Raw genomic sequence first — 18,325 nt, forward strand, 5'->3', positions numbered from 1 at the left:
GAACCACATCAGGGAACCGCAAAAATTATGTACGCAAAACTTGAAACACGGACTTTTCTGGCGTTGCTGGTCGGCGTTTCCCTTGCCTTTGTATTTCTGATGAAGCCCTTCTTCGGGCCCATATTCTGGGCGGTCGCCATCGCCCTGATTTTTCACCCGGTGCAGCAACTGCTCGTACGTAAACTGGGTGACCGGCCAAACATCAACGCGCTGATTACCCTGTGCATCTGCATGTTCATTGTGGTTATCCCGGTTCTGGTTCTGGTGACATCTCTGGTTGCAGAGGGCGTGGCGCTCTACCAGCAGATCCAGAGTGGCGCCATTCGCCCCGGGGAGTACATCGATCGGGTCAATCAGTCTTTTCCGGCTATTCAGGCGTTCCTGGCACAGTTTGACATCAGCTTTGCCGAGCTGAGGGACCGGGCGGTGAGTATTTTTGTCGGCGGCAGTCAGTTCCTTGGCAAGCAGGCCCTGGGCGTTGGCCAGAACACCTTCCAGTTTTTCCTCGGCCTGGCCTTGATGGTGTATCTGGCGTTCTTCCTGCTGCGGGATGGCAGTGCACTGGTGGAGTTGATCATCCGGGCGCTGCCACTGGGCGACGAACGGGAGCGGTTGCTGTTCGCCAAGTTTGCAGAGGTAACCCGGGCGACCGTCAAGGGAAACCTGCTGATTGCAATCATCCAGGGGGGCCTGGGCGGGCTGATTTTCTGGGTCCTCGGGATCTCCGGGGCCCTGCTCTGGGGTGTGGTCATGGCGATCGTATCGCTGTTGCCGGCGGTTGGTGCCGCTTTGGTCTGGGTGCCCGCTGCCATCTACCTCGCGGCAGTTGGAGACGTGATCGAGGCGGTGGTTCTGACGGCCTTCGGCGTGGTGGTCATAGGGCTGGCGGACAACCTGTTGCGCCCGGTACTAGTTGGTCGCGATACCAAACTCCCTGATTACATTGTCCTGCTGTCGACTCTTGGAGGCATCGTCATGTTCGGAATCAACGGGTTCGTGATGGGGCCGTTGGTGGCAGCCCTGTTCATGGCGTTCTGGGGGATTTTCATCCGCGAGTTCAGCGAAGAGGCCCACCGCCAACCGGCCACTGTGGAAGATGAGGCGCATGAGTCTGACAGGTCAACGGGACATGATGTCCGGTAAGGCGACATACGACAAAAGTATGGTAGGCTTTTAACCGTTTGCCCCAGCCTGTGGAGATAGGCACCACATAACAAGAAAGAAACGGATATCGAAGAGATATCAGGAGTTAGCAGGTGAGTACCATGAAAAAAGCAACTTCCCGACTGGGACGCCTGACCGCCGCGGCCGGACTGGCGGTCACACTGGGCTTTGCCCCTGCAGCCTTCGCTGATGAGATCGTTGCACTCAAAAATGCACTTTACGGAGCCGGGTACGATATTACCAATGTCAGCCCGCAGATGGACGACTCTACCCGGTCTGCGTTGACCCGGTTCCAGCAGGATAACGGTCTCCAGGCCACCGGTATTTTGGACGATCCGACCAAGGAAGCCCTGGGCATGATTTCGGTTCAGGTGGCCGCGTCGGTGCCAGCACAGTCTACCGGAACCAGTAGCGCTCCGGCTCAGGAATCAGCGTCTTCCGCAGCGGCGGAGACTTCGGCCCCGGAGCCTGAGCAGGACGACGCCATCGAAGAAGATGACGACGGCGGCTGGTCGCTCTGGTAACCGGAATCTTCTGAACAGGAAAAGCCCGCCGGGTTTCCCCGCCGGGCTTTTTTGCTGGCCAGCGTTCAGGATTTTCAGTCGAGCTTTTCCAGATCCCGAACGGCACCCTTGTCGGCACTTGTGGCCAGTAGCGCGTAGGCTTTCAGGGCTGCAGATACCTTGCGGTCCCGCGGCAGTTCCGGTTTCCAGCCCTTGGCATCCCGGGCTTCCCGACGACGATCGAGCTCGCGCTGGTCGACTTCAACGTTGATGCTACGGCTCGGAATGTCGATGCGGATCGTATCGCCATTCTCGATCAGGCCAATGGCTCCACCGGCGGCTGCCTCCGGCGACGCGTGGCCGATGGACAGGCCCGAGGTGCCGCCTGAGAAACGTCCGTCTGTCAGCAGTGCGCAATCCTTCCCGAGGCCCTTGGATTTCAGATAGCTGGTCGGATAAAGCATTTCCTGCATGCCTGGGCCACCACGGGGGCCTTCATAGCGGATGATCACAACCTCACCCGGCTTGACCTCGTCTGCGAGAATGCCGGCAACGGCAGAATCCTGGCTCTCGAATACCCGGGCCTTGCCTTCGAATACATAGATGCTTTCGTCCACCCCCGCGGTTTTGACCACGCAGCCGTCAAGGGCAATATTGCCGTAAAGCACTGCCAGGCCGCCCTCGGAGCTGTAGGCGTGCTCAACCGAGCGTATGCAGCCGGTTTCCCGGTCGCCATCGAGTGTTGGCCAACGGGTGCTCTGGGAGAAGGCCGTCTGGGTGGGAATGCCGGCCGGCCCGGCTTTGTAGAACTCGACCACTTCGGTGGTCGGCGACCTCATGATGTCCCAGGTCTCCAACGCTTCTTTCATGGTTTTGCGGTGCACCGTCGGAAGATCGGTGTTGATCAATCCGCCTCGTTCCAATTCGCCGAGAATACCCATGATGCCACCTGCACGGTGCACGTCTTCCATATGGTATTTGGGCGAGTTGGGCGCGACTTTGCACAGCTGCGGAACTTTGCGCGACAGCTGGTCGATTTCGTTCAGGGTGAACGGAACGCCGCCTTCCTGGGCGGCCGCCAGCAAGTGAAGGATGGTGTTTGTCGAGCCGCCCATGGCGATGTCCATAACCATGGCATTCTCAAAGGCTGCCATTGAGGCAATGCTCAGAGGCAGTACGCTGGCGTCGTCTTCCTCGTAATAGCGCCGTGCATTCTCCACAATCTGTCGACCGGCCTTCAGGAACAGTTGCTCCCGATCGGCGTGCGTTGCCAGGAGTGAACCGTTGCCGGGCAGTGCCAGACCGATGGCTTCGGTGAGGCAGTTCATGGAGTTGGCGGTGAACATGCCGGAACAGGAGCCGCAGGTGGGACAGGCGCTGCGCTCATACTCTTCCACCTGTTCGTCGGAGGCGCTGGGGTCTGCAGCAATGACCATGGCGTCCACCAGATCGAGCTTGTGCTCGGACAGTTTGGTCTTGCCTGCTTCCATGGGGCCGCCGGAGACGAAGATCGTGGGGATGTTCAGGCGCATGGCGGCCATCAGCATGCCCGGGGTGATCTTGTCGCAGTTGGAAATACAGACGAGAGCGTCGGCGCAGTGGGCGTTCACCATGTACTCTACCGAATCCGCAATGATTTCCCGGGAGGGCAGGGAGTACAGCATGCCGTCGTGGCCCATGGCGATGCCGTCGTCGACCGCGATGGTGTTGAATTCCTTGGCAACACCCCCGGCTGCCTCGATTTCGCGGCACACCAGCTGACCGAGGTCTTTGAGGTGCACATGGCCCGGCACGAACTGAGTGAAAGAGTTGGCAACCGCGATAATGGGTTTGCCGAAATCTCCGTCTTTCATACCGGTAGCGCGCCAAAGGGCGCGGGCGCCGGCCATGTTGCGACCTGCGGTGGATGTCCGCGAACGATACTGAGGCATGGTGTTCTGTTCTCTCTGTTGTTACCTGATGACGGTGATCAAAAAAACAGAGGATACCAGATTAGACTCGAGGCGCATGGTTGTTTTCAGAGTCGCTGTTTACAATAGTTAACACAATTGCCAACTTATTTTCCGGTTTGAACCGACAAGGAGTATGCCTATGGCCGGCCAGGAAAGCCTGCCGCTTCGTCGCCTGAAAGAGTTTCAGCCGTTGAACCGGCTGACCGATGATCAACTGGTCCTGCTTGCCAGCCGCGCCGAGCGACGGACTCATGGGCCCGGACAGAGGGTTCTGGAACGGGGTGTCCGGGATGGTCTGGACTTTTTCCTGGTAGCGGGAAAGATCGAACTTGAATCTGTGGATGGCCGGAAAACAATCATCGAAGCCGAAACCGAGAAGGCCCAGAACCCCATTGCCCGGCTCCAACCCCGGATGTATGACGTTACGGCTGTCAAACCCTCTGAATTCCTGGTTGTCGAGCAGGAAATCCTCAACCAGCTGCTGCGCTCTGCGCCAGTGGAGCAGGTTGAGATGGATTCCGGTGAGGGCACTGGCGGTATAGATAGCGAGGAGCATCATCTGTTGATGGAGTTCCTGTCGGAGTTGAGGTCGAACCAGGTCAAGCTGCCCAGTGTGCCGGATGTGGCCTGGAAAGTGCGGCGTGCGGTCGATCGAGAGGAATCAACGGCGGATCAGGTAGCGCTGGCGGTGTCAGCGGACCCGGCTATGGCGGCCAAACTGGTCCGCGCCTGCAACAGCCCTCTGTACAGAGGGTTCAGTGACGTCCGGAACGTCCGGGAAGCCGTGGTTCGCCTTGGCATGCGTACCACTCGGCAACTGGTGACGGTGTTTTCCATGAGGGAGGTATTCAAGACCCGCCAGGCGTCACTTCAGAAAGAGATGGAAAAGCTCTGGCGGCATTCCCGGGAGGTAGCAGCCCTGTGCTGGGTGCTGGCGGATCACGCCACGAAACTGAATCCGGAGGAGGCGTTGCTGGCGGGCTTGCTCCACGATATTGGCGTGGTGCCGATACTCGTCCAGGCTGAACACCATGTGAACCTCTTTGCCGATGAGGCCAACCTGAGCCATGCGATCCGGGAACTCAGGGCAGACGTGGGAACGGCGGTACTCGAGAACTGGTCCTTTCCGCCGGCCTTTGTGGAAGCGGTCCGCCATGCCGAAGACTGGGGTTATGAATGCCGCGAGACGACGCCCCAGCTCGTGGATGTCGTTATCGTGGCGCAATTGCACTCGATGATTGGTTCCAGCCAGAATGCCGAGCTGCCCCCGTTCGATCAGGTGCCGGCGTACCGGCGTTTGGGTGAACTTGAACTCAATGCCTCCCGCAGTTTGCAGCTTCTGACGGAGGCCAGGGCCCGGGTCGACGAAGTTCAGCAATTGTTGGCCATCCGATGATCCGGGCTGTGTAAACTGTGGAGTCTGCTTTCCGGTGACTGTTGCGCTTATGAATGTACCTTTGTTCCCCCTGAATTCCATCGTCCTGCCCAGGGGGAGGATTCCTCTGCAGCTGTTCGAGCCGCGCTACATCGACATGCTGACGCGTTGTCTCAAGGAGGATCGCGGGTTCGTTGTGGTGCTGTTGCAGGAAGGCGGAGAGACCGGGCGCACCGCAGCCTTTTACGACATTGGTACCTATGTGCGAATTATCGATTTCCAACAGCTTGATAACGGCCTTCTGGGGATTACTGTTGAGGGCGAATCCAAGGTGTCGGTGGTCCGGAGCTGGCAACAGGAAGACGGGCTGAATGTTGGCGACGTGGAGTGCCTGATGGAAGAGGCAGAGAGTGAGGTGCCGGCGCGCTATAACGAACTGCCCTCCGTGCTCAAGGCGCTGTTCCGGCATCCGGTCATCCGCGATCTGAACATGGAGATTGATTATGGCGATGCCCGGGATGTTGGCTGGAGGCTTACGGAGCTATTGCCTCTGGACAAACAGGAAAAGCAGAAACTGGTAGAGTTGCAGGACCCGCTGGAACGGCTCAGCCGACTTCAGGAGCTTCTGGAAGCGCTCGAGGAAGGCTAGGTTCTAGCCGATCGGACGGAAATTCAGGACGGCTTCGTCCCATGACAGCAGGATGTACCCGCCTGCAAATACCGCCCATACAACTGCTGCGGCTACGATGGTTATATCCGGTGCCAAAGGGACCTTGTCGTACCGGCTGTAGCTCGCCCGTACGGCGCCGGTGACAGCCAGCGCCAGTAGCAACCCGCCAATCACGTCAGTGAACCAGTGAACCCCCAGGTACAGCCGGCTTAGAGCCACAGGAACCAATGGGAGAGACAGCAGGACATAGTAGTGCCAGCGCTTTCGGTGCCGGCTTTCACCGGCAACGAAGCTTGCCAGCAGGGTAACCAGCAAGGTAATACCTGCCGTATGGCCGCTCGGGAAGGCGCCGGAATTCGGTGGCCCCATGACTTCTTCCGGCCGGGGAACGCCGAGCAGAGATTTCAGGGCCCAGACCAGAACCACCGTTAAAACGACGGCCACCACAATATGGACAGCAGCGGCGTAGTAGCCTCGGAACATCAGTGCTGCGCATGCCAGGGCACCGGCAGCCACAAGTACCGGGGCGTCACCAAGCAGCGTGATGGCAATGAAGGGACCATCGAGTAGCGGCTGGCGGAGTTGCTCGAACCAGAGAAGAGTCGCCCGGTCGAACCCATCAAGCAGGTGAGTCGCTGTGGCCAGTTGTCCCCAGAGTAACAGCAGGGCGGAAGCGCCCAGTGCGAGCATGAATGAGGCCAGCGGAAATTCACCTTCCCGGGCCGGGCGCTGATTGGTATACAGGCGCCAGAATCGGTGAGTGGCGTCGTACTGCGCCATCCACTGTTTCAGCCATTGGTAGAAGCGGCTGCTTTCGCCAAGCCCCAGCTGGAACCGCAATAGCACGAAATAGACCACGGTCAGGGCCGCGAGGCTGATGCCGATCACCGCATAGAAGTGCGCAGGCGGCCTGATCTCGCTAGCCAGGGCACTGCCCACGAGAAATCCCGGGAAGATATACACCGGTGCCCAGGCGATGGCCGAGCCGATGTTGAAAGCCAGAAAGCGACGCCAGGACATCATCAGGGCCCCGGCCACAAGAGGAATAACCGGTCGTACCGGCCCGACAAAGCGACCGATGATCACGCTTTTGCCACCGTGACGGTTAAAGAAACGCTCGCCGGTGCTAATGATTTTGGGATAACGGCTCAGCGGCCAGGACGTTGTGAGGCGACCCTGCAGCAATCGCCCGAGACCGAAGCTTGCCGTATCGCCCGCAATGGCGCCCAGTCCCGCCCAGAGCAGTGCTTCTGGCAAGGGCATCCCGGTTTCACCGGCCAGCACAGCGACGGCAAACAGGATGGCAACACCCGGGACAATAATGCCGGCGATGGCAAGGGATTCGATAAAGGCGGTCGTAAACAGCGCCGTAGCAAGCCAGCCGGGATGCAGGCTCAGCCATGCCGACAGGTCATTCAGCCAGGCACTGCTCATGTTTCGATGGTTTCTCCCGGGCTGAACCAGACCGAATCCGTGCCGCGTCTGCGAGCTTCCTCCATGGCCTGGTGGGCCCGATTGCGGAGTGTGTCGGTTCGGGTGTCGCCGCTGCCCCGGGTGGTGCAGCCCAGGCTGACAGTGGCTTTGCCTACCACAGGCCAATGGTGCTCAGCGATGGTCCGGCGAATCCGCTCGGCTATCACCCTCACCCCTTCCTCCGGCGTAAATGGCAGGATCAGGAAAAACTCGAAGTCTTTCAGGGTATACAGGGTGTCACCGGCACGAATCACGCCAAAGAGGTGTTCGGTCATATCCCGGAACAGGCCCTGGACCTGATCTCTGCCGTGGAGGTCGGCTACCTCATCCGCGTAATCGATGCTCAGGTCGATCACTGAGAGGCAATGGCCGGTGGCTATGGCGCGGCTGATTTCTTTCTGCAGGGTTTCATCGAGGAAGCGCGCGTTGTGGGCGCCGGTCACCGGATCGGTGATGGCCAGATCCTCGGCCGACTGTGCCATATGATCGTAGTGCCAGATGTACAGGGCGGCGACCGCCAGAAGAATAAACAGCCCCCCGGTAATGGCAATGGCGTCAGCCGGCGCCTGTTCCAGGAACAGGAGGATCGTCATGGGCACCAACAGCAAAAGGGAGAGCCCCACACCCTGTCGCAACGGCAGGATCAGCAGGTTCAGTACGAGCAGGGGCATTGCCCAGTGGCTGATGCCGGGTGCATCCATGGTCAGCAGTGCTGCCAGCATGCCGCTGTTCAGGCCGGAGAGAATGATAAGGTGCCCTGGCGCTGACAGTTGGTGCCGGCGACAGATAATGGTGTAAATGGCGCCAGCCAGGGTCAGGACCGCCATCCCGGAGGCCAGATAGAAAAGCTCGTAGAAGCCGTAACGCAGGTTCTGCATGGCCAGGGTGAAAATGAACAGGCAGGCGATGCCATAGCCGAAGGCGTGGGTCCAGGTTCGGAGTCGGGTCTCTGTCATGATGCCGGTCCCTGTGCCTGAGGTTGGCCCGGTTGCGCCGGCTGCGACCATGAACTGTAGGCCTGGCTCCGGTTGCCACCCTGCTGCTGGGCCCGGCGCAGGGCATTCGCTGCGCTTTGCTGAAGGCTGTTGGCATCGTCACCGATATTCAGGCCGGCGATCCCGGTGCTGACAGTGAGGTTCATGCCGTGGGACTCGAGAAGTGTTGCCAGGCCCTTGCGGATCGTCTCGGCACGGGTGATGGCGTCGCTGGTGGAGATGCCTGGCAGGATCACCAGAAACTGAAGATCGGCCGCCCGGTAATAAGTGTCGAAATCACGGATCTGGGAGTGCAGGTAGCGACCAATGCGAGGAAGTATCGAGCGTATGTCTTCGTCGGGATCATTGTCGCTGAGGTGGGTGTCCAGTCCGATCATGATAACGGACATGTCCGTACCTTCCCGCTCGCTGCGCTGGATTTCCTTGTGCAGATCAGCGGAAAGATATTCCCGGCTGGCAGCCTGGGTAAGTTCATCGGTCCGACGCAACGGGGCCAGTTGCCGGGCTTTGTAGTCGCGAAGGAAGACCAGCAGCGCAGAGAGCAGCATGGTGAGCAGAAAAGCGCTGATCATTTGGTGGCGGTCGGCAAGGCCAACGGCCCATTGTGTCGCGATCATCGCCAGAACAGCGATCAGCAGCGTCACCAGTACAGCGGCCGCGGGCGGAACCAGTGCGAAAGCGGCCAGTGGAAGTGCGTAGAGCCAGTGGCTAAGCACCCAGGGGCCGGTCCAGAAGCCGGCCAGAAGAATCAGCAGAAGAATGGCAAAAAAGACCTGCTGGACTCGGGGCCAGGGCTGATTCACCCGGCTGGGGTGGAAGGTTTTGCCAGAGATTACAATGCCTGAGGCCGCAGCTGCGGCTGCTGCAACCATGGGCTCTCCCAGCAAGGCACAAAGCGTCGCAATGGCGATCAGGGCCGCGAAACCTGCCCGTGACAATTTGCTTAACAGGAATTTTTCGGCCATCTGGGCCATGGTGTCCTTCCTTTTCCTGAGCTCCCTGAAAAAAACGTCCCCGGGGAGTTGATCAAAAGCTCCTTCAGGTTCCGAGTATGGCATATCGCAGCGGTATAATATCTGTTTGGGATGCGTACTTGAAACGGGAAAGGTAAAGTTAGGCACTTATTCCTGATTCCGCTTGAAAACAGAAAGGTATTTGAATGGATATTGCAGCGTACATGGCTGAGGTTGGGCAGCAAGCCCGAGCAGCGGCAACCGGAGTGGCTCGTTCGACCACGGCCGTGCGTAATCAGGCGCTACTGGCGACGGCCGAGGCTCTGGATGCAGCCCGGGAAGAACTCGGCCTGGCCAATGGCAAAGACCTGCAGCGGGGCCGTGAAAATGGCCTGGATGCGGCGATGCTCGACCGTCTGGAGCTCACGCCCCAGCGAATCGATACCATGATCGAGGGCCTTCGTCAGGTTGCGTCGTTGCCGGACCCGATCGGTGCCATTACCGACATGGCCTACCGTCCGTCCGGTATCCAGGTGGGCAAGATGCGAGTCCCGCTGGGCGTCATCGGTATCATCTATGAGTCCCGCCCCAATGTGACCGTCGAGGCTGCCAGTCTTTGCCTCAAGTCGGGCAATGCCACTATTCTTCGGGGCGGCTCCGAGTCGATCCATTCCAACCAGGCGATTGCCCGCTGTCTTTCTGAGGGGCTGGCGAAAGCCGGGCTGCCCGAGAACGCGGTACAGGTAATCAAAACAACGGATCGCGCGGCCGTGGGTGAATTGATCACCATGCCGGAATATGTCGATGTGATTGTGCCCAGAGGTGGCAAGGGGCTGATCGAACGCATCAGTCGAGATGCCCGGGTGCCGGTCATCAAGCACCTGGATGGTGTCTGTCATGTCTACATCGACAGCCATGCGGATCCGGAAAAGGCGATGAAAGTGGCGATCAATGCCAAAACCCATCGGTACGGTACCTGCAACACCATGGAAACCCTGCTGGTCGACGCCGAGATCGCTGAGGATATCCTGCCTCTGCTGTCTCAGGCCTTCGTTGAGAAAGGTGTGGAACTGCGGGGCTGTGAACGAACCCGGGCTATCGTTGACGGCGTGGGCGAAGCCACCGAGGCAGACTGGGAGGCCGAATACCTGGCCCCGGTGCTGGCGGTGCGCGTGGTTGACGGGCTGGATGGCGCCATTGAGCATATCAACCGTTACAGTTCCCAGCATACCGACAGTATCATCACCGAGAACTACACGCGGGCGCGTCGGTTCATCACGGAGGTGGATTCCAGTTCGGTGATGGTTAATGCGTCCACGCGCTTCGCGGACGGCTTTGAGTATGGTCTGGGGGCTGAAATCGGTATCTCCACTGACAAGATCCACGCCCGGGGTCCGGTGGGGCTCGAGGGGCTCACGTCCCAGAAGTACGTGGTCTTCGGTGACGGGCATATCCGGACCTGATGCCCATGCATGTCATTTATGGTGGAACCTTCGATCCGGTGCATCATGGCCACCTGAGGCTGGCCCTTGAAATCAGTGACCGTCTTGGCGTGGAGTACGTCAGCCTGGTGCCCTGTCATATTCCGCCGCATCGGGGCCACACCGGGGCTTCCTCTGGCCAGCGCCTGGCGTTGCTGAGACTGGCGGTTGCCAACGAGCCCCAGTTACGGATTGACGATCGGGAACTGGCCCGGGAGGGGGCCTCCTACACCGCCGATACCCTGCGTCAGCTGCGGGCCGAGCTGGGACCCCGTGAGCCCCTGGTGATGGTGGTTGGCACCGATGCCTTTGCCGGGTTCGATCGCTGGCGGGAATGGCAGCAGATTCCGGAATTGGCCCATGTGGTGGTAGTCCGCCGGCCCGGTCCGGCGCTGGACCCTGCGGGCGAGCCTGCCCGGATGCTGGCGGAACTTGGCGTGAGCGGTCCCGAGGCCCTGCATGAGACTGCCTGCGGCCATTTCCTCGAGCTGGATCCACCACTCTTGGATATTTCTGCCACCGGCATCCGGGAACGGATTGGTGACGGGCGGTCGCCACGCTACCTGATGCCGGATCCCGTATGGGCAGAAATTCGTCGCCTGGGGCTCTATGGTGCATGCCCCGACGGGAACTTTTAGTGCTACAATCGCGTCTGAATATGACATTTCGGGCGGCCATACCGGCAAACGCCCGTCCAACAGGGTGATTATGCAGGCAGAGCAACTGAAAGATCTGGTAATTAATGCGCTTGAAGATGTGAAAGCACAGGACATCAGCGTGATTGATGTCCGTGACCGCACCAGTGTCACCGACTTCATGGTTCTGGCATCCGGAACGTCCAATCGACATGTAAAATCCCTCGCCGACTCCGTGGTTATTGAAGCCAAAGAGCAGGGTGTGCGAGCAAGCAATGTTGAAGGCGCTGGCGTCAGCGACTGGATCCTCGTGGACCTGGGCGATGTGGTTGTTCACGTAATGATGCCTGCCACACGGGAGTTTTACGATCTGGAGCGCTTCTGGCGCGATGCTCCCGATCTTGGTGTTGCGGGCAGCGAATAATCATGCGGTTACGTCTGATCTGCGTGGGGCAGAAAATGCCCGACTGGGTCAGTACCGGATTCGGAGATTACGCTCGCCGCATGCCGCCGGAGCTACCCGTGGAACTGGTTGAAATTCCCGTCGCCCACCGGGGCAAGAATCCCGACATTCCCAGACTGATGCAGCGTGAAAGTGACGCCATCCTCGCGGCGACTGGTCCGAAAGACCGGGTGATCGCACTGGAGGTTGGCGGTCGCCCCTGGTCGACGGAAAAACTGGCGACCCAACTGGAAAACTGGCAGCAGGATGGCCGAGATGTGAGCTTTCTGGTTGGCGGACCAGACGGCCTTGCCGAAGATTGCCGGAAGCGGGCCGACCAGCAGTGGTCGCTGTCCGCGCTCACCTTGCCCCACCCGCTGGTACGCATTGTTCTGGCAGAACAGCTGTACCGGGCCTGGTCGATCACCCGCAATCACCCGTATCACCGGGCCTAGGGGCTAGTTATGCCATGGGGTGAATTCAAGGATACAGCGGCAGAACGCCGGCTCTTCCAGCGCCGGACCCTGGTAATGCTGGCTTTTGTAATGCTGGCGATTGGCGGCCTTATTGCGCGGATGTACCAGCTTCAGGTCGTCGAACACGAGGTATACACCACCCTTTCGGACAAAAACCGCGTCCAGGTTCAGTCAGTGCCACCCCCGCGGGGGCTGGTGTACGATCGTAATGACACCCTGCTAGCCGAGAACCGGCCCGTTTTCAGCGTAACGCTCGTTCCTGAGCGGGTGCAGGGCATGGATGATACCCTGGCTCAGCTTGGCAAAATCCTGGAGATTTCCGACGAAGACCGCGAACGTTTCCAGCGCCGGCTTCAGGAACCCCGTCGACCCTTCCAGGAAATTCCCCTCCGCTACGACCTGAATGAACAGGAGATGGCCCGTCTCGCTGTGCATCGTCATGAGCTTCCTGGGGTAGAGGTCAAGGCTGAGCTTGTTCGTTTCTACCCGCACAGTGAATTGACGGCCCATGCCCTTGGCTTTGTCGGGCGTATCAACCGCGACGAGTTGCAGCGGATCGATCCGGTCAACTATGCCGGCACCAACTACATCGGCAAGTCGGGCATCGAACGTTTCTATGAAGAGATCCTTCACGGTCAGGTCGGCTACGAGCACGTTGAAACCAACGCACGGGGTCGAACGCTGCGAGTTCTGGAGCGGGAAAACCCTGTGCCTGGAGAAGATCTGCAGCTGCACCTGGATCTAAGGTTGCAACAGCGCGCTCACGAGCTATTGGACGGTCGCAGGGGTGCCATTATTGCGATTGAACCTGATACCGGTGGCATTCTTGCCCTGGCCAGTGTGCCGGGTTTCGACGCCAATAAATTCGTTACCGGGATCAGCGTCAACGACTATCGGGAGCTGAGCGACAGTAAGGACAAGCCCCTGTTCAATCGGGCCTTGCGGGGGCAGTACCCTCCGGGTTCGACGGTGAAACCTATGCTCGCAGTAGCCGCCCTTGATAGCGGGGCCACCACCCGGGATTACACCATCTGGGATCCCGGGCATTTCCGTCTGCGTGAAGGCGGCCGGCTATGGCGGGACTGGAAGCGTACCGGACATGGCTGGGTTGATCTGAAGGATGCGGTGGCCGAATCCTGCGACGTTTATTTCTACGAGGTGGCCGTGGAGATGGGTGTGGATACCATGCACAGTTATCTGTCCCATTTCGGTTTCGGAGAAGACGCTACTCTCGATGTCTCGGGTGCCCTGAGCGGTTTGCTGCCTTCCCGGGACTGGAAACGGGCGGTCCGGAATGAGCCCTGGTATCCGGGGGATTCCGTCAATATGGGCATTGGTCAGGGTTTCATGTTGGCTACACCCTTGCAGTTGGCCACGGCAACCGCCTTGATAGCCAACCGTGGCCGATGGGTAGAGCCAAGGCTGCTGAAAGACATCAAAGGGGACCGGCCGGTCGAGGAATTCCTGCCTGCCGAGACTCACGAACCGCTCAATCTCAAGAACCCCGACGACTGGGAATACGTCGTCGACACCATGGTTGAGGTCATGCATGGGCCGAAAGGAACGGCACGCTCTGTCGGCCGGGGTGCGTCTTACAAGATGGCGGGCAAGACTGGTACAGCGCAGGTTTTCAGTCTTGCAGAAGATGAAGAATACGATGAAGAGGAAATCCGCGAGCGGCTCCGGGATCACGCGCTTTTTGTCGGTTTTGCGCCGGCGGATAAACCGGAAATCGCGGTTGCTGTGATTGTCGAAAACGGGGGCAGCGGCAGTGGTACCGCCGCGCCGGTGGCCCGGGCCCTGTTTGATTCCTGGCTGCTTGAGTACAACCAGGCCGATGGCGCACTGGTCAGTGGGGTTGGTGAGGTGGCCAACTGATGGCTTTCAAGGCGTTACTGGATTCAACCGCGAGCAATCCACTTGGCCGGCACCGAAGTATCTGGACCGCGCTGCATCTGGATCCAATTCTTTTGCTCCTGCTGCTTCTGCTGGTTTCCGGCGGGCTGTTCGTTCTGTACAGCGGCGCTGACCGGAACTTCGAAGTCGTCAAGGCCCAGGGCATACGCCTGGGTGTCGCGTTTGTGGTGATGCTGGTGTTTGCCCAGCTGGATCCTTCGGTGTTCCGCCGATGGGCGCCCTGGCTATACGCAGCCGGCATTGTTGCATTGATTGCCGTCATGCTGGTTGGTGTCGGTGCCAAGGGCGCTCAGCGTTGGCTGGCGATACCGGGGCTGCCTCGTTTCCAGCCCTCGGAGCTTATGAAACTGGTGGTTCCCATGATGGCGGCCTGGTACCTGTCCAGGCATTTCCTGCCACCGAGGTTCCGGCATGTGGCTGTGGGGCTCGCGATCGTTCTTGTGCCCATGATCATGATCATGCAGCAGCCGGATCTGGGGACGTCGCTGCTGGTGGGCATGGCGGGCATTTTCGTGGTGTTTTTCGCAGGCATCAGCTGGAAACTGATCACCGCTTTTGTGGCCCTGGTGTCCGTGTCGGCTCCGCTGATGTGGTTTTTCGTCATGAGGGAATATCAGAAACAACGGGTACTGACACTCCTCGATCCGCAAAGTGACCCCCTGGGTGCTGGCTGGAACATCATCCAGTCCAAGACGGCGATTGGTTCCGGGGGTGTGGACGGGAAAGGCTGGCTGCAAGGGACCCAGTCACACCTAGAATTTCTTCCCGAGAGTCATACTGACTTTATCGTTGCGGTGCTGGCGGAAGAGTTCGGGTTTGTGGGAATGCTGATCCTGATGACAGTGTATTTCCTGATTATCCTTCGTTGCCTGTACATTGCCGCCACCGCTCAGGACTCGTTCAGTCGGCTGCTGGCCGGTGCGCTCACCATGACGTTCTTTATCTACATCTTCGTGAATGTCGGGATGGTAAGCGGACTTTTGCCCGTCGTTGGTGTGCCATTGCCCCTGATCAGCTATGGTGGCACTTCGGGTGTGACCCTGATGGCAGCGTTTGGCGTTCTGATGTCGATCCATACGCATCGACGAATGATTGGTGCCTGACCGGTGGTCAATCGAACCATGGCGGTCGGGTAATGGTGATTGCGGCGCAGAACCCGTTACAATGATAGCCAGAGCGCCGAACACCTGACGGCGGTGCCAGTGAAGTGAAGAGGAACTCCGGACAGTGAACTTCAAGCCCTCATTCTTTCTCCTGCTGACGGTTGTGGTGTCCGTGATACTCGGCGGCTGCGCGTCATCTCCGGAAACCGACCACTCCTCTCGCTATACCCTGGCGACCGACAGGGCGCCCTCGGGCAATTTTGATGTCTCCGGGCTTGATGATGCGGTCCCGGTTTATGAGGCGCCCCGAAGGGCCGGTAATAAATCGCCCTACAAGGTCTGGGGAAAGCAGTATCACGTCCTCGACAGCAACGACGGTTATGTTGCCCGGGGTACGGCCAGCTGGTACGGGGAGAAATTCCATGGCCACAAGACGTCCAATGGCGAAATCTTTGACATGTATGCCATGTCCGCCGCGCACAAATCCCTGCGGATTCCTGGTTTTGCCCGGGTAACGAATCTGGACAATGGCCGCTCGGTGATCGTCCGTGTCAACGATCGTGGGCCTTTTCACAGCGACAGAATCATCGATCTGTCCTACGCTGCCGCTAAAAAGCTGGGCTACCAGGCCCGGGGCACGGCGAGGGTAGAAGTCGCCGCCATTACGGTCAGGCCGGATGGATCCATGTTCATTGCCGGTCAGCCCTTTTCTCCGGGAGACGCGACCACATACGCAGAAAGCCGGGTGAAGGCAAGCGGCGACATGGCAATGAGCAACCGGTCATTGTTTGTACAGCTGGGCTCCTTCAGCAGCCGGGACCCGGCCGAGAAGCTGCTCAGCCAGGTAAGGTCGGTGCTGGAAAACCCGATGCGTGTTCGGGCTGTTGATACCTCCTCGGGGCGATTTCACCGGGTTCAGGTGGGCCCGTTCAGCGATGAAGACAGCGCCAGGCGCACCCAGAGCCTCCTGGAAGCTCGGGGTTTCGATCAGTCCATCGTGCTGACCGATACGCACTGAGCATGGCAAACAAGACACCTTCATAAGAAACACACTTAACGACGAATGAATGGACCCATGGCCTTAAACTCTGTTTTTCGAACCCTATCTATTGTCTTTGTGTTGATGCTTGCTCTGACAGGCAAGGCGATGTCCCAGGCGGTACTGATTCCGTCGCCGCCGCAGATTGCTGGCAGCTCTTATGTGCTGATGGATCCCAAGAGCGGACGGATCATCATGGAGGAGAACAGCCACGAGCGTTTGCCGCCCGCCAGTCTGACCAAAATGATGACCGCGTATATCGTTGAGCGGGAGCTTGATGAGGGCCGGATTGCCATGTCCGACATGGTGCCGATCAGCGTGAATGCCTGGAAAACCGAGGGGTCCCGAACCTTCGTCCGGGAAGGCACTCAGGTGTCGGTTGAGGATCTGCTCAGGGGGGTGATCATTCAGTCGGGCAACGATGCCTCAGTCGCCCTTGCGGAATTTGTTGCCGGTAGCGAAGACGCCTTCGTTGATATCATGAACCAGCAGGCCCAGTTGCTGGGCATGAAAGACACCAACTTTGAAAACGCTACCGGTCTGCCGTCGCCGGATCATTTTTCAACGGCCTATGACCTGGCCATGCTGGCGCAGGCAATCATCAATGATTACCCGGAAAACTATCCGCTGTACGCTGAAAAGCACTTCACCTATAACAATATCCGCCAACCGAACCGGAACAGCCTGCTCTGGCGTGATGACAGCGTCGATGGTCTGAAGACCGGTCACACCGAGGAAGCTGGCTACTGTCTGGTTGCTTCGGCCAAGCGCAACGACACCCGCCTTATTGCGGTCGTCATGGGTACCAACAGCTCAGAAGCTCGGGCTCAGGAAATCCAGAAGATGCTGAATTACGGCTTCCGCTACTACGAGAGCGAACGCCTGTTCCAGTCCGGCCAGGAGCTGATTGAAGCCCGTGTCTGGGGTGGCCAGACTGATCAACTGTCAGTCGGCATGACCGAAGACGTCTATGTCACCATCCCCCGGGGTTCGAGAAACGATCTGGAGTCCACGGTTGACCTTGATTCTGTGATCAAAGCACCCATCAAGGTCGGGGATGGGCTGGGCCGGGTCAAGGTGTCCTATAACGGTGAGGTACTGGTTGATCAGCCGGTGCTGGCCCTGACCGAAGTTCCGGAGGGCGGATTCTTCAAACGCATCTGGGATGCCATCAAGCTCTTTTTCGTTCAGTTATTTCAGTAGGGTGATGTTGATCCCGGGGAGTAAAGCGGCATGAGTCAGCCGAAAGCACCAAAAATTGAGTTTCCTTGCGACTACGTGATCAAGGTGATCGGCAATGCAGCGCCGGATTTCACCGAGTTCGTAGTTGAGGTTGTGGAGCAGCATGCGCCCGGGATCAGCGAAACCGACATTACGGTAAACGACAGCAGCAAGGGCCGGTTTTCCTCGGTCCAGCTCAAGATTGTGGCAACGGGTGAAGCACAGCTCAAAGCCCTGTTCGAAGATCTCAAGGCCAGCGGCCGCGTGCACATGGTGCTCTGAGCCCGATGCCTGACCTGATTGTTCGATCCCTCGGGGAACAGCCCTACCTGGAAACCTGGGAGGCCATGAAAGCGTTCACCGCCGACCGCGATGACAGCGTGGCGGACGAGTTATGGTGCCTTGAGCACCCCCGGGTCTATACCCAGGGCCAGGCGGGTAAGGCGGAGCATATCCTCGCTCCGGGCGATATTCCGGTGATCCCGGTTGATCGGGGCGGGCAGGTGACCTATCACGGGCCCGGTCAGTTGGTGATTTACCTGATGATCAACCTGACTCGAAAAAAAATGGGTGTGCGTTCCCTGGTGGATGAGATTGAACAGTCCATAGTCCGCACCCTGGCCGGTTTGGGTATTGAGGCCGCCCCCAGGCCCGATGCGCCCGGTGTTTACGTGGGAGATGCCAAGATCGCTTCCCTCGGCCTCAGGGTTCGCCGTGGTTGTTCTTTCCACGGACTGGCATTGAACGTGGATATGGACATGGAACCCTTCCAGCGGATTAATCCCTGTGGCTATGCCGGCATGGCCATGTGCCAGGTGCGGGACTTTGTTCCGGGTATAACCCTGGCCGACGTGCAGCAACGACTGTCAGAGCAACTCGTCAACGGCCTGGCCCGCGGGGATGTCGAGTTCTGCCAGGGTTGGTAG

18 protein-coding genes are annotated in these 18,325 nt (G+C 59.0%); 14 read left to right on the forward strand and 4 right to left on the reverse strand.

Annotated features, from left to right (window positions below; translation table 11 throughout):
- Positions 1-27 precede the first annotated feature (27 nt).
- Positions 28-1,143 (forward strand): AI-2E family transporter, encoded by a 1,116-nt coding sequence (locus NUW46_RS04570; RefSeq protein WP_418141480.1) that lies wholly within the window; start codon positions 28-30, stop codon positions 1,141-1,143.
- A gap of 122 nt (positions 1,144-1,265) precedes the next feature.
- A complete protein-coding gene (locus NUW46_RS04575; protein ID WP_418141481.1) occupies positions 1,266-1,688 on the forward strand; it encodes a peptidoglycan-binding domain-containing protein in 423 nt (140 codons plus the stop codon).
- Positions 1,689-1,762: 74 nt separating this feature from the next.
- On the opposite strand, the gene ilvD is transcribed toward NUW46_RS04575, so the two are convergent.
- Complete coding sequence (gene ilvD, locus NUW46_RS04580) at positions 1,763-3,598, reverse strand: dihydroxy-acid dehydratase (RefSeq protein ID WP_418141482.1); 1,836 nt, start codon at positions 3,596-3,598, stop codon at positions 1,763-1,765.
- Positions 3,599-3,758: 160 nt separating this feature from the next.
- Between ilvD and NUW46_RS04585 the strand changes: the two genes are divergently transcribed.
- Both NUW46_RS04585 and NUW46_RS04590 read left to right on the forward strand, forming a co-directional pair.
- A complete protein-coding gene (locus NUW46_RS04585) occupies positions 3,759-5,015 on the forward strand; it encodes an HDOD domain-containing protein (RefSeq protein ID WP_069183970.1) in 1,257 nt (418 codons plus the stop codon).
- A 49-nt stretch (positions 5,016-5,064) separates the two neighbouring features.
- On the forward strand, positions 5,065-5,643 hold the full coding sequence (locus NUW46_RS04590) for an LON peptidase substrate-binding domain-containing protein (RefSeq protein WP_305966659.1): 579 nt from the start codon (positions 5,065-5,067) through the stop codon (positions 5,641-5,643).
- A 3-nt stretch (positions 5,644-5,646) separates the two neighbouring features.
- On the opposite strand, the gene NUW46_RS04595 is transcribed toward NUW46_RS04590, so the two are convergent.
- From NUW46_RS04595 to NUW46_RS04605, 3 genes are read right to left on the reverse strand one after another with little or no spacing between them, the layout of a single operon-like run.
- Positions 5,647-7,098 carry a bifunctional DedA family/phosphatase PAP2 family protein gene (locus tag NUW46_RS04595; RefSeq protein WP_305966658.1) on the reverse strand — a complete coding sequence of 484 codons (1,452 nt, stop codon included), beginning with the start codon at positions 7,096-7,098 and terminating at the stop codon, positions 5,647-5,649.
- Positions 7,095-8,093, reverse strand: coding sequence for a GGDEF domain-containing protein (locus NUW46_RS04600; RefSeq protein WP_069183967.1), 999 nt, complete (start codon positions 8,091-8,093; stop codon positions 7,095-7,097). Before NUW46_RS04600 ends, NUW46_RS04595 begins: the two co-directional genes overlap by 4 nt.
- The gene (locus NUW46_RS04605; protein ID WP_418141483.1) at positions 8,090-9,106 is read right to left on the reverse strand and encodes a GGDEF domain-containing protein; all 1,017 of its coding nucleotides are present in this window, start codon (positions 9,104-9,106) and stop codon (positions 8,090-8,092) included. The genes NUW46_RS04600 and NUW46_RS04605 overlap by 4 nt, the downstream gene beginning before the upstream one ends.
- 185 nt (positions 9,107-9,291) lie before the next feature.
- Here NUW46_RS04605 and NUW46_RS04610 point away from each other — a divergent pair, with 185 nt between their 5' ends.
- From NUW46_RS04610 to lipB, 10 genes are all read left to right on the forward strand, one after another.
- Entirely contained in the window at positions 9,292-10,548 is a 1,257-nt protein-coding gene (locus NUW46_RS04610; RefSeq protein ID WP_305966656.1) for a glutamate-5-semialdehyde dehydrogenase, read from the forward strand.
- 5 nt (positions 10,549-10,553) lie between these two features.
- Positions 10,554-11,204, forward strand: a complete 651-nt coding sequence (nadD, locus tag NUW46_RS04615; RefSeq protein WP_305966655.1) for a nicotinate-nucleotide adenylyltransferase — start codon at positions 10,554-10,556, stop codon at positions 11,202-11,204.
- 70 nt (positions 11,205-11,274) lie between these two features.
- Positions 11,275-11,625: a ribosome silencing factor gene (rsfS, locus tag NUW46_RS04620; protein WP_064227041.1), complete on the forward strand. Its 351-nt coding sequence runs from the start codon at positions 11,275-11,277 to the stop codon at positions 11,623-11,625.
- 2 nt (positions 11,626-11,627) lie between these two features.
- A complete protein-coding gene (gene rlmH / locus NUW46_RS04625) occupies positions 11,628-12,098 on the forward strand; it encodes a 23S rRNA (pseudouridine(1915)-N(3))-methyltransferase RlmH (protein WP_069183963.1) in 471 nt (156 codons plus the stop codon).
- Positions 12,099-12,107: 9 nt separating this feature from the next.
- Positions 12,108-13,997 (forward strand): penicillin-binding protein 2, encoded by a 1,890-nt coding sequence (gene mrdA / locus NUW46_RS04630; protein ID WP_418141484.1) that lies wholly within the window; start codon positions 12,108-12,110, stop codon positions 13,995-13,997.
- Complete coding sequence (gene rodA / locus NUW46_RS04635) at positions 13,997-15,139, forward strand: rod shape-determining protein RodA (protein ID WP_069183961.1); 1,143 nt, start codon at positions 13,997-13,999, stop codon at positions 15,137-15,139. Before mrdA ends, rodA begins: the two co-directional genes overlap by 1 nt.
- A gap of 124 nt (positions 15,140-15,263) precedes the next feature.
- Entirely contained in the window at positions 15,264-16,157 is an 894-nt protein-coding gene (locus NUW46_RS04640; protein WP_418141485.1) for a septal ring lytic transglycosylase RlpA family protein, read from the forward strand.
- Positions 16,158-16,214: 57 nt separating this feature from the next.
- The gene (locus tag NUW46_RS04645) at positions 16,215-17,381 is read left to right on the forward strand and encodes a D-alanyl-D-alanine carboxypeptidase family protein (protein WP_418141486.1); all 1,167 of its coding nucleotides are present in this window, start codon (positions 16,215-16,217) and stop codon (positions 17,379-17,381) included.
- 30 nt (positions 17,382-17,411) lie between these two features.
- On the forward strand, positions 17,412-17,681 hold the full coding sequence (locus NUW46_RS04650; protein WP_069183958.1) for a YbeD family protein: 270 nt from the start codon (positions 17,412-17,414) through the stop codon (positions 17,679-17,681).
- A 5-nt stretch (positions 17,682-17,686) separates the two neighbouring features.
- On the forward strand, positions 17,687-18,325 hold the full coding sequence (gene lipB, locus NUW46_RS04655) for a lipoyl(octanoyl) transferase LipB (protein WP_153634578.1): 639 nt from the start codon (positions 17,687-17,689) through the stop codon (positions 18,323-18,325).

It is taken from the genome of Marinobacter sp. MA (genome assembly GCF_048298425.1).
GTDB classification, from domain to species: domain Bacteria; phylum Pseudomonadota; class Gammaproteobacteria; order Pseudomonadales; family Oleiphilaceae; genus Marinobacter; species Marinobacter salsuginis.